The 11809-nt window shown below is 75.3% G+C and carries 6 protein-coding genes; 5 read left to right on the forward strand and 1 reads right to left on the reverse strand.

Going from position 1 to position 11809, the window contains the following annotated elements:
* Positions 1-181 precede the first annotated feature (181 nt).
* The 5 genes from FHS22_RS22860 to FHS22_RS22880 all read left to right on the forward strand — a co-directional run bounded on the left by FHS22_RS22860 (position 182) and on the right by FHS22_RS22880 (position 10545).
* Positions 182-1906: a fatty acyl-AMP ligase gene (locus tag FHS22_RS22860; protein ID WP_184944644.1), complete on the forward strand. Its 1725-nt coding sequence runs from the start codon at positions 182-184 to the stop codon at positions 1904-1906.
* Entirely contained in the window at positions 1906-6228 is a 4323-nt protein-coding gene (locus FHS22_RS22865) for an MMPL family transporter (protein WP_184944645.1), read from the forward strand. The genes FHS22_RS22860 and FHS22_RS22865 overlap by 1 nt, the downstream gene beginning before the upstream one ends.
* Complete coding sequence (locus FHS22_RS22870; RefSeq protein ID WP_184944647.1) at positions 6225-7694, forward strand: MFS transporter; 1470 nt, start codon at positions 6225-6227, stop codon at positions 7692-7694. The genes FHS22_RS22865 and FHS22_RS22870 overlap by 4 nt, the downstream gene beginning before the upstream one ends.
* On the forward strand, positions 7691-8986 hold the full coding sequence (locus tag FHS22_RS22875; RefSeq protein WP_184944649.1) for a glycosyltransferase: 1296 nt from the start codon (positions 7691-7693) through the stop codon (positions 8984-8986). The genes FHS22_RS22870 and FHS22_RS22875 overlap by 4 nt, the downstream gene beginning before the upstream one ends.
* 185 nt (positions 8987-9171) lie before the next feature.
* Positions 9172-10545: a hypothetical protein gene (locus FHS22_RS22880; RefSeq protein ID WP_184944651.1), complete on the forward strand. Its 1374-nt coding sequence runs from the start codon at positions 9172-9174 to the stop codon at positions 10543-10545.
* A 69-nt stretch (positions 10546-10614) separates the two neighbouring features.
* On the opposite strand, the gene FHS22_RS22885 is transcribed toward FHS22_RS22880, so the two are convergent.
* On the reverse strand, positions 10615-11766 hold the full coding sequence (locus tag FHS22_RS22885) for an alpha/beta hydrolase (RefSeq protein ID WP_184944653.1): 1152 nt from the start codon (positions 11764-11766) through the stop codon (positions 10615-10617).
* Positions 11767-11809 lie beyond the last annotated feature (43 nt).

Consider the following 11809-nt stretch of genomic DNA (forward strand, 5'->3'; position numbering starts at 1 on the left):
GGGGTCTGGCGCATGTCCCCGATTATCGGGGATGGCGGGAGGCGGAGGTCTGACCGGCCGGTTGTCGCTTGTCATGCCGGTAACAACCGGAGACGAGGAATGTGCAGGCGTTTGGCAAGAACTGCGCGGAATGCCTGCCGTAAGTTGCTAGGTCCCTGTACACCGGCGAGGGGACCCGAGCATGAGCGAGCCGCTGATCCTCCGAGTCGCACGGTGGGCGAGGGAGATCCCGGACGCCCCGGCCTACACCTTCCTGGACTACGCGGACTCCCCCGGCGGGACCCGGCGCACCCTCTCCTGGGCCGGGGCCGACCTGCGGGCGCGGGCGCTGGCCGTACGGCTGCGCGAGGTGGCGCGGCCCGGGGAGCGGGCGGCGATCCTGGCGCCGCAGGGGCTGGAGTACGTGGTCGCCATGCTCGGCGCGATGTACGCGCGGGTGATCGCGGTGCCGCTGTTCGCCCCCGACCTGCCCGGCCACGCCGACCGGCTGGTCCGGGCCTACGCCGACGCCGACCCGGTCTGCGTGCTCACCACGACGTCCGCGCTGGCGAGCGTCGAGACGTTCATCGACGGGCGGCCCGCGCCCAGGCCCAAGGCGATCGTCACCCTCGACACGGTCTCCGACCTGCTGGCCGACGAGTGGGAGCCGGAACCGATCGGCCTGGGCGACCTGGCCTACCTGCAGTACACCTCCGGCTCCACCCGCGCCCCCGCCGGGGTCGAGATCGGCCACGGCAACGTCACCGCCAACGCCGAGCAGCTCTGGACCGCCTTCCGCGCCACGCCCCGCACGTCCACGGCGGCGCTCTGGCTGCCGCTCTTCCACGACATGGGCCTGATCGCGACGATCGCCGCGCCGATCGTCGGCGGCAACCACGCGGTGTTCATGGACCCGGTGGCGTTCGTCATGCACCCGGTCCGCTGGCTGCGCATGCTCAGCGAGTACGACGACGTGTTCACCGGCGGCCCCAACTTCGCCTACGAGTACACGGCGAGCCGGGTCACCGAGGCGGAGAAGGCCACGCTCGACCTGTCGGGGGTCGCGGTCATGCTCAACGGCGCCGAGCCGCTGCGGGGCAGCACGATCAACCGGTTCTCCGAGGCGTTCGCCGCGTGCGGGCTCCGCCCCGAGGCGCACACCCCCGGGTACGGCCTGGCCGAGGCGACCGTCTTCGTCACCGCGATGGACCGGGACCTGCCCGCGCGGGTGACCGTGTTCGACCGGGACGAGCTCACCGCCGGGCGGGCCGTACCGGTGGCGGAGCCGTACGGCGGGCGGGTCAGCGAGCTGGTCTCCTGCGGCGTGCCGACCGGCCAGGACGTGGTCGTCGCGGGGGAGGACGGCACGGCCAGGCCCGACGGGGAGGTCGGCGAGATCTGGGTGCGCGGGCCGAACGTGGCCCGGGCCTACTGGCGCGACGCGGAACGCACCGCCGAGACCTTCGGCAACGTGCTCGAAGGCGCGCAGGGGTCCTGGCTGCGCACCGGGGATCTGGGCGTGATCCACGGCGGCGAGCTCTACATCACCGGGCGGATCAAAGATCTGATCATCGTCGACGGGCGCAACCACTATCCACAGGATGTGGAGGTGACCGTGCAGGAGGCCGACGACGCCGTCCGCCGGGACCACGTGGCGGCGTTCGCGGAGCCGGGGGAGGAGACCGAGCGGCTGGTCGTGGTGGCCGAGCGCTCCCGCAGGGCCGAGGGGCGCGACCCGGCCGAGGTCGAGGCCAGGGTCAGGGCCGCCGTCGCGAAGAACCACGACCTGCGCCTGCACGCGTTCCTGCTGGTCGAGGCGGGCGCCGTACCGCGGACGTCGAGCGGGAAGATCGCCCGGCGCGCGTGCGCGCAGGCGTACCTGGACGGGGTCTTCTCGGCGGGGTCCGCAGAGGGTGCCGGAGCCTGATGTTCGAGTCGCTTGGGCGGGCCGTCTACCGGGGACGATGGTCCCTGCTCGTGCTCGGGACGGTCTTCGCGGTCCTGGCCGGCTACTTCGGGCTGGGCCTGTTCGGCCGGATGTCGGACGGCGGGTTCGAGGACCCGGGGGCGGAGTCGACCTCGGCGGCGGAGTGGGGCCGCGAATGGTTCGGCGGCAGTTCGCCGGACGTGGTCGTGCTCTACAGCAACCCGGCGATCGACGCCGACGACGACCGGTTCAGGGACACCGTGCACGCGGCGCTGAAGGCGCTGCCGTCCGAGCACGTCGGCAAGCTCTCCACCTACTGGACGACCAACGCCTCCGAGCTCGTCTCCACCGACCGGCACTCCACCTACGCGCTGGTCAGCCTGCGCGGCGGGGAGATCACCAAACGACACGGCTACGAGGCGATCGAGGACCGGCTCCGGCAGGCCCCCGCCGGATACACGGTCCAGGTCGGCGGGCGCATCCCGCTGCTGCAGGACCTCAACACGCAGACCGGCCTCGACCTGCAGCAGGCCGAGGCGATCTCGATGCCGGTCCTGCTCGTCCTGCTCGTCCTGGTCTTCGGGAGCCTGGTCGCTGCCGGGCTCCCGCTCGTCGTCGGCCTGCTCGCGGTGATCGGCGCGCTCGCGCTGCTCCGGCTGCTCACCGAGGTCACCGACGTCTCGGTCTTCTCCCTGAACGTCGTCACGATGCTCGGCCTCGGCCTGGCCATCGACTACTCCCTCTTCGTGCTGAACGCCTTCCGCGAGGAGATGCGCCGGGGATCGCCGGTGGAGACGGCGGTCGTGCGGACCATGGCGACGGCCGGGCGCACGGTGGCCTTCTCCGGGCTGACCGTGGCGACCTCGCTCTGCGGGCTGCTGCTGTTCCCGCAGATGTTCCTGCGCTCGATCGGGCTGGGCGCGGCGGCGGTGGTGCTGGTCGCGATGGCGGCGGCGCTGGTCGTGCTCCCCGCGCTGCTGGCCGTGCTCGGCCCGAAGGTGGACGCGATCAGGATCGCGCCGGACTTCGGCGCACACCGGGGCGGCGGGACCTGGCACGCCATCGCCTCCAGCGTGATGCGGCGCCCGGTGCTCTACCTGGTCGGCGTCAGCGTGCTGCTGCTCGCCCTGGCCGCGCCGTTCACGGGCGTGCGGTTCGGCAGCGTGGACCACCGGGTGCTGCCCGAGGGGTTCGAGAGCCGCCAGGTCGCCGAGCGCATCGACCGGGACTTCGCCAGGAACGCGATGGCTCCCATCGACGTCATCGTGCTCGTCGAGCGCGACCTGGTCGGGCCGATGACCTCCGCGGCGCCGGGGGCGCTCACCTCGGAGGTCGGCGGGCGCATCGGCCCGATCGGGGCGGGCAACTCCGGGATCACCCCGGTCACCGAGGTCGGCCCGCTGGACGTCAAGCCCTTCGCGGACCGGCTGGAGCGGCTCGACCACGTCACCGGGGTCGACGTCACGGGCGTCTCGCAGAACAACGGCGCGGTACGGCTGGCGGTCCGCTACGACAAGGACCCGATGTCGGACGAGGCCCGCGCGCTGGTCCAGGAGATCCGCGACCTCACCCGCGAGCCGAACTTCCGGGACGTCGTCGTCGGCGGCCCCACCGCCGCCCAGCTCGACCTGGAGGCCAGCCTCACCGCCACCCTCCCGTGGACCGCGCTCGTCGTCTGCCTGGTGATCGGCCTGCTGCTGTTCGCCGCGTTCGGCTCGATCCTGCTGCCGGTCAAGGCGATCCTGATGAACGTGCTCTCGCTGGGCGCCTCCTTCGGCGTGATCGTCTGGGCGTTCCAGGACGGGCACCTGGCGGACTTCCTCGGATTCACCCCGACCGGGAGCATCGAGGCGACCGTCACCGTGCTGATCCTGGCGGTGGTGTTCGGCCTCTCGATGGACTACGAGCTGTTCCTGCTCAGCAGGGTCCGGGCGGAGTGGCTGCGCAGCGGGGACAACACCGTCGCGGTCGCGGTCGGCCTGGAGAAGACCGGCGGGGTGATCACCAGTGCCGCCCTGCTGCTGCTGGTGGTCATCGGTGCCTTCTCCACCGCCGGTATCACGGTCGTGAAGATGCTCGGCGTCGGCATGTTCGTGGCCATCGTGGTCGACGCGACCCTGGTCAGGGCGCTGCTGGTGCCCGCGACGATGCGGCTGATGGGCAACGCCAACTGGTGGCTCCCGGACGCGCTGAAGGGCTTCCACCGGCGGATCGAGATCCGCGAGCGCGAGCTGATCCCCATCGGGGAACTGCCCGCCGGCGGCACCCACGTGACGGTGGAGCGCGAGAGCGCCCCCGCCCCCGGCGCGCACCGCGCCTCCCGCCGGCTGGGGAGATCGGCGCCCACCCCGCAGCTCCCGGCCGGAACCCCGCAGCTCTCCCCGGCTCCGGCCCGTCCCATCCCGCCCGCTCCGCAGGTTCCGGCTCCGGCCCGCTCCGCCCCGCCGGCCCCCGCCGGGCATCCGGAGATTCCGGACCGCCCCCGGCATCCGGAGACCCCGCAGGCTCCCGCCGCGGAACCGCCCCGTCCGGCCACAGGAGCGCCGGTCCGCGTGATCCGGACCACCCCGGACGGCACCGGCCGGCAGTGGATCGAGGGACCGTGGACCGAGGGACCGGCCCCGGCCGGCGGCGCGCCCGCCGTTCCTCCGCCCGCCGGCCCCCCGGCCGTGAACGGTGCGCCCTTCCCGCCGGCCGCCGCGAACGGCACGGCCGCCCCGCCGGTCACCGGTGCTCCCGCCGCGGACGGCACGGCCGCCGGACCCGCCGCGAACGGCACGGGCGTTCCTCCGGCCGCCGGGCCTTCTCCCGCGAACGGCGTCGGCGCTCCGGCCGCCGGGCCTTCTCCCGCGAACGGCGTCGGCGCTCCGGCCGCCGGCCCCTTCGCGGCCGGCGGCGTGCCCGCTCCCTCCGCTCTCCGCCCCTTCACGCCCGACGGCGTGTCCGCCCCTCCGGCCGCCGGGCCTTCTCCCGCGAACGGCGCCGCCGCTCCTCCTGCGGCGGGCGGCGGTCTCACACCGCCCCCCGGGGACGGGGACCCGTCCCCGGCGCAGTCCTCACGCCAGCACCGGTCGAACCCCTACCCCCGCCCCCCGCTGGACTTCTCGCACCCGGCCCCTCCCGCCTCGGGTCCCCCGCCCTCACCGGAACCCGCACCCGGGCCACGGCAGGAGCCCGCCGCACCGGCGGACCGCCAGGGTCCGCCGCGCAAGCGCAAGAAGGTGATCAAGCCGAATCTGAACGGTCCCGGCTGGCACTGGGCCGAGGAGGACGAGGACCCCCTCCCGCCGCCGCCCCTCCCGGCGGGGCAGAACCCTGTACGGCCTGCCCCGCAGGCTCCCCGGACCCCGGCTCCCGGGCCCCTCCCGCCCCCGCTCCCGCCGTCTCCCCAGCCGCCCCCGGCTCCCGCCCACCTCGCCGAACCGGTACCGCAGTCCCCTTCCACGCCGCCGGCGCGGCCGGTGCCCCCGGCGGGGCCGGATCCCATGCCCGCGGCGCCCCCGGTTCCTCCCGCGCAGACGGTCCACCCGGATCCGGTGTCCGCACCTTCACTGCAGGATCCGGCTCCCTCCGCTCGGCCGGACGCCGGTCGGCCCGCCCTTCCTCCTCTCCAACCGGCCGCGGGCCGCCCCGTGCCGCCGTCTCCCGTGCCGCCGTCTCCCGTGCCGCCGTCTCCTGTCCCACTGCCTCCCGTGCCGCCCGCTCCGCAACCGTCCCGGCGTCCGGCCCCGTCGCAGACGTCCCCCCGTGACCCCGGGCCGGACACCGAGGAGACGCGTCACGCGCGGCGGGCCCCGGTGGTCAGCAGCCACCTCATCGACCAGCTGGAGCCGCCGGTACGGCGTCAGGACAGCCGGCCGATCGTGCCGATCGGGGAACACCCGGACCCCGCCACGGAGCCGATCGAGGCGGTGGCGGACGCGCCCCAGGTCATCGCGCCCCAGGTCATCGCGCCCCAGGTCATCGCGCCCCAGGTCATCGCGCCCCAGGTCATCGCGCCCCAGGTCATCGTGCCGCCGATCGCGATGCCGCCGATCGTCGCGTCCCCGCCCGTCCCGCCACCGCCCGTCCCGCCGCCGGCCGGATCGGCCCCGCACCGGGAACCCGTGCAGGCCGTACCGGCACCCGTGACGCAGGCGCAGGCCGTACCGCGGCCGGAACCCGTACGCCCGCCCGAGCCCGAGCCGGTTCCGGCACCCGCCGCGCCGCGGCCGGAACCGGAGCGGGCCGGGGGCTGGGTGGCCGTCGAACGGCGGACCACCCGTGTCGTACGGCCCAGGCCGGACGGGGCCGGGTGGATGTGGGTGGAGGTGGAGGAATGAGCGAGCTCGCCGCGCGGCCTGCCGGGAAGGCCGGTGCCGGGCCGGCCGAGGACCGGGCGGGTGCCGGGGTCCCCGGCGAGACACGGGACGCCGGCACGCTCCGGGCCGCCGGGTCCGCGGCCGCGGACCGGGTCAGGCCCGAGCGGCGGGGTCTGCTGCTGGTGGTCGTCGGGCTGGCCGGGTTCGTGACGACCCTCGACAACACGGTCGTCACGGTCGCGCTGCCCACGATCCAGGCGGAGCTGCGCGCCTCGCTGGCCGCGCTCGAATGGGTCGTCACCGGATACGTCCTCACCTTCGCCGGGCTGATGCTCGCCGGGGGCCGCCTGGCCGACGTCTACGGCCGCCGCCGGGTCCTCGTCGCCGGGCTCGCGGTCTTCACCGCCGCCTCCCTCGCCGCCGGGCTGGCGGCCTCGGCCGGGACGCTGGTCGCGGCCCGCCTGGTCCAGGGGGCCGGCGCCGCGCTGATCCTGCCGGCGATGCTGGCCGTGGTCTCCGTCGGCGGTGACGACCGCCGCCGCTCGGTCGGCGTCGCCGTCTGGATGGCCTCCGGCGCGGGCGCGCTCGCGCTCGGCCCGGTCGTCGGCGGCTACCTCACCCAGCACGCCCACTGGAGCTGGGTCTTCCTGATCAACGTCCCCCTCGGCGTCCTGGTGATCGCCCTGGCGGCCGCCGCCGTGCCCGAGTCCCGTGACGAGGCCGCCGCGCGGGTGGACGTCCCGGGCGTGGCCGCCTCGGTCGTCGTGCTCTCGGCGGGCACGTTCGGGCTGACCTTCGGAGCCGAGCTGGGCTGGTCCTCGCCGGTGATCGCGACCGCGCTGGCGGTGGCCGCGGTCGCGGCGGCCGTCTTCGTCGCCGTGGAGCGACTGGGCCGGGACCCGATGGTCGATCTGGCGCTGTTCCGGGCGCGGGCGTTCACCGGAGGAGTGATCGCCCAGGTGCTCTGGGGGCTCGGCGTCAACGGGGTGTTCTTCTTCACGGCGCTGTTCCTCCAGGGCGTCCTCGGCTTCAGCCCGACGGCCTCGGGTCTGGCCTTCGTGCCGCTGGCCCTGCTCGTGGTCGTGGTCACACCGCTGGTCCCGGCCGTGGAGGGCCGGCTGGGCGCGGGCCGTACGGTCGCGGCCGGGCTGGTGCTGGTCGCGGCGGGCATGGTCGCGGTGGCGTTCCTGCGGCCGGGGGACGGCTGGGCCGAGCTGCTGCCCGCGGTGTGCGTGATCGGGATCGGCTCGGCGCTGACCATGCCGCTGGGCTCGGCGGTGCTGGGCGCGGTCCCGGAGGCGCGGGCGGGCGTGGCGGGCGGCGTGTTCAGCGTCGCGCGCGAGGTGTCCGGGCTGTTCGGCATCGCGGTCATCGGAGTGATCGTCAACGGTTCGGCGAGCTTCACCGCCGGGTACTCCACCGGCCTGCTCACCGCCGCCGGGCTCGTCGCCGCGGGCGCCGCGGTCAGCCTGGTGACCCTCCGGTGAGGGTCGCGATCCTGGCGTTCGGCTCGCGGGGGGACACCCAGCCCTGCGTGGCGCTCGGCGCCGGGCTCGTGGCGCGCGGCCACCGGGTGGCGGTCGTCGCGGCGGGGCGGTACGGCGGGCTGGTCGAGGAGGCCGGCCGGTACGGCGCGGCGGCGGGGGGGACCGGCCGCCCGGCCACGCGGGGCACGCTGGAGTTCAGCCCGATCGGCGTGGACCCGCTGCGGATCGTGGAGTCCGAGGAGGGCCAGGCGTGGCTGCGCAGCGGGCCCGCCGGGTTCGTCCGGGGCTTCCGCCGGATCGTGGAGCCCCTCGCCGAACGGCTCGTCACCGAGGTGGACGCGGCCTGCGCGGACGCCGACCTGGTGCTCTCCCCGGCGCTGGGCGGGTTCGGGCACCACCTCTCCGAGCGGTACGGCATGCCGTACGCGCTCCTGCACTTCCAGCCGAGCGAGCCCACCCGGGCCTTCCCCAACCCGCTGGTCCCCCTCCGCACGCTGGGCCCCTGGGGCAACCGGGCCAGCTACGCGCTCGTCGAGGGGGTGAGCGGGCTGCTGCTCGGCCGGATGGTCGACCGCCTGCGCGGGCGGGTGCTCGAACTCGGCCCCATGCGGGGCGGGATGTTCCGGCGGGCGCGGGCCGACCGGGTGCCGGTGCTGTGCGGGGTGAGCCCCTCGGTCGTGACCCGCCCGGCGGACTGGCCGGGCCACGTGCACCTGACCGGCTACTGGGGACTGGACCGCCGGTGGAGCCCGCCGACGGAGCTGGAGGCGTTCCTGGAGGCCGGGCCGCCCCCGGTGTACGTGGGCTTCGGCAGCATGGTCCCCGCCGACCCGGCCGCGACCGCCAGGACGGTGGTGGCGGCGCTGCGCGCGGCGGGGGTGCGCGGCGTGCTCCAGGGCCTGCCGTACGGCGGGACGGACGGCCCGCCCGGGAGCGGCGGGGCGGACGACATGTTCGTGATCGGCGACGCGGACCACGCGTGGCTGTTCCCCCGGACCGCGGCCGTGGTGCACCACGGGGGCGCGGGGACGACGGGGACCGCCCTGCGGGCCGGGGTGCCGGGGGTGGTCTGCCCGTTCTTCTCCGACCAGCCGTTCTGGGGCGCCCGGGTGGCCGCGCTGGGCGCCGGGCCCGCGCCGCTGCCGGTGCGGCGGCTCACGGCGGAGGACCTGGCCGGGCGGGTGGCGCAGGCCGTACGGGACTCCGGGATGCGGGCGGCGGCGGCGCGGCTGGGCGAGCGGCTCCGGGCCGAGGACGGCGTGGCACGGGCCTGCGAGGTACTGGGAGTCTGAGCGCCGGGCCGGATCCCGGACGCGGGCCGGGGAGCCCGGCGGGGTCCGCGCGGACCGCTCTCCGGAGGCCGGGGCCGGGGTTCCGGGAGTCTGATGATTTTCCTGACCGGGCCTGTTCGGAGGGTTGCGATCTAGGTAAGGTCAAGACGGTTGTTTCGGCCGCCTTTACCGGGAAGTTCCAGGACATGCGACTCACTCTGCGGCGGGCTGTCGCCGTCGGCTCGATGCTCACGCTGATCGGTGTCGTGGCCCCCGCGGCGGCGGCCCACTCCGAGGACGACCCGCGGAGCTGCCGGGACCTGATGGGGGCGGACGCCCCGGCGTTCATCCAGTGCCGGTGGCTGGCCAAGCCCGACGAGGCCTTCGACGTCGTGAAGTTCTGGGCGGACAACGACAACGCCAACCTCAAGGAGGCCACCCCGTACGGCGGGCACTTCATCGACTGCTCGGCCCCGGGGAGCGTCTGCCCGGTGGCGGAGGGCGACGGGACCGTCCGCGACGAGAACTCCCCGCTGCCGGAGGGCGCGGAGGACGGCGGCACGCCCGAGTGCGAGGCCGGCCAGGAGTGCTCGGTCGACGGCCACGCGGAGGGCGGCGACGGCACGGTGAGCGAGGCCGAGCCGGGCAGCCCCGCCGACCCGGGATCGGGCACCGCGGGGACGGCGACCACGCAGACCACGCAGACCGCGCAGGCCGCCGCGGTCCCGCCCACCGCGGCGGAGATCGCGGCGGCGGCGCAGACCCCCGCCGGCCGGGCCGTCACCTCGGCCAGGGCCACCGGGCTGCGGGTCTGGCTCGACACCGAGCTGGCCGACGACTGGAAGGCCGGCCCCGAGGCGTTCGCCGCGGCCGTCAAGCGCGTCGGCGCGCTGGCCGCGCGGCCCGAGGTCGCCGGGATCCGGTTCACCGCGCAGCTCGGCTACAACACGACGTTCACGAAGCACGAGGAGATCACCGCCTTCGTCGCCGGCGCCGCCGCCGCGCTCCGCCGGGCGGCCCCCGGCAAGCGGCTGGGCGTGCACACGGTCGTGCCCGCGTTCGCCTGCGGCGCGGACGAGGCCTGCAAGGCCGAGATGGCCGAGCGCCACCCGCTGCTCGCCCCGGAGAAGATCGAGTCCAGCCTGGTCGCCGGCCAGGTCGACCAGGTCACCCTCGACACCGGCCTGCTGTACGGCGGCTACACGGCCTGGAACATCGACGCCGCGACGGCCCAGCGCAACCAGTGGATCCAGGTCCGCGCCCGGGCGTGGGACGTGCTGGCCCAGGTCGCCGCCGAGGAGACCGGTCTCGTCGGGGACGTCACCGCCGAGGAGGTCGCCACCCGCGTCTCCACCCCGGTCATGGACGGCGGCGCCCAGCAGATCAACCTCTGGACCCGTGTCCAGGACGCCCAGGGCGGCGTGAAGCACCTGACCGCCTGGGCCGAACTGGCGAAGCTCGGCCCGATCCAGCGCCGCCTGGCCGCCGTCTACAACCCGGCCGCCCCGGCGACGGACCCGGCCGCCGACCTGAAGAAGATCAGCGAGGTCTTCGGCCAGGTCTACCTCACCACCGCCTGATCGCCCGCCCGGCAGGGTGCCGAGCAGTCTCGGCCCGGCCGCGGCGGCGATCGACCGCGCGCTCGCCGGCTAGTCCAGCAGGCCCCAGTCGCCGTCGTCCTCGGCCGGCGGGGGAGCCTCCGGGTCCTGCTCGGCCCCGGGGGCGGCGGCCCGCACGCCGAGCGCCTTGAGGATCATCGGGAAGGAGCGTCTGAACTCGCGCTCCCAGTACGGCCAGCTGTGGGTGCCGTTCTTGTAGAGGTTCACCACCGGCCTGACCCCGTACAGGCGGAGCTTGGCGACCAGGTGCCTGGTCGTGTAGGCCGAGACCGGCTCGCCCAGGTGGGCCGGGTGCCAGGGGGTGCCGGGCGGGTCGAGCTCGCCGTTGAGGCTGGTCGTGCCGCTGGAGATGTAGATGCTCACGCCGCGCAGGTTCCTGGCGTAGGCGGAGGGGTCGTTGGCCTTCCAGACGTTCGCGTTCTTGATCGGGTCGCCCCACAGGGCCTTGGGGTCCTGCTTCTCGGCGGCCTGGGCGTTCATGATCAGATCGGGGATGCCGGGCAGGCGGGTGGACATGACGCCGCTGTGGGCGCCGGCGAAGCGGAACATGCCGCGGTGGCGCGCGGCGTACTTCATCGCCCCGTAGGCGCCCATGGACAGGCCGGAGACGGCCCGGCGGGTCCCGGCCCGGTAGCCGATCTCCAGCAGGCGGCGCACCTCGTAGGTGTGGAAGGTCTCCCACGCGGGCGGGCCGCCCCTGCCCTTGTTGAACCAGTTGCTGTAGTTCCCGGCCCGGCCGGCCTCGGGCATCACGACGATCATGTCGAGGTTCTCGGTCAGCTCCTCGATCCCGGTCATCCTGGTCCACGAGGTGTAGTCGTCCACCCCGCCGTGGAGCAGGTAGAGCACCGGCCAGGTGCGCTTGGCACGCTTCGACCAGCCCTTGGGCAGCAGCAGCCGGACCGGCAGGATCGCGTCGACCGAGGGGGAGGAGACCATGACGTCGACCGCGCGCTCGCCGAGCCACTTCTCCTGCACCACCTGCGCGCCGCCGGGCCGCGCGGCCGGCCAGGGCCCCGACGGGCTCTTCGGGGCGGTCAGGACCTGCCCGCCCCGGTCCGCCGAGGCCGCTGTCCCGGCGGGGGCCGCGTGCGCCGCCGGGAGGCCGACGGCCGTCACGGCGGGCAGACCGACGGCCGCAGCGGTCGCGAGCGCCAGGAGTCCGCGTCGGACAGGTCGCATGGTCGTTTCCCTCCACCCGGCCTGACGACAGGGGCCGTGGCAG

Origin of the sequence: Thiemannella venezuelensis (genome assembly GCF_014203605.1) — a bacterium.
In the GTDB taxonomy this organism is placed as follows: Bacteria; Actinomycetota; Actinomycetes; order Streptosporangiales; family Streptosporangiaceae; genus Planomonospora_A; species Planomonospora_A venezuelensis.

Coding starts and splice junctions, on each gene's coding strand:
- FHS22_RS22860 (WP_184944644.1), top strand. CDS start 182: ATGAGCGAGCCGCTGATCCTCCGAGTCGCACGGTGGGCGAGGGAGATC.
- FHS22_RS22865 (WP_184944645.1), top strand. CDS start 1,906: ATGTTCGAGTCGCTTGGGCGGGCCGTCTACCGGGGACGATGGTCCCTG.
- FHS22_RS22870 (WP_184944647.1), top strand. CDS start 6,225: ATGAGCGAGCTCGCCGCGCGGCCTGCCGGGAAGGCCGGTGCCGGGCCG.
- FHS22_RS22880 (WP_184944651.1), top strand. CDS start 9,172: ATGCGACTCACTCTGCGGCGGGCTGTCGCCGTCGGCTCGATGCTCACG.
- FHS22_RS22885 (WP_184944653.1), bottom strand. CDS start 11,766: ATGCGACCTGTCCGACGCGGACTCCTGGCGCTCGCGACCGCTGCGGCC.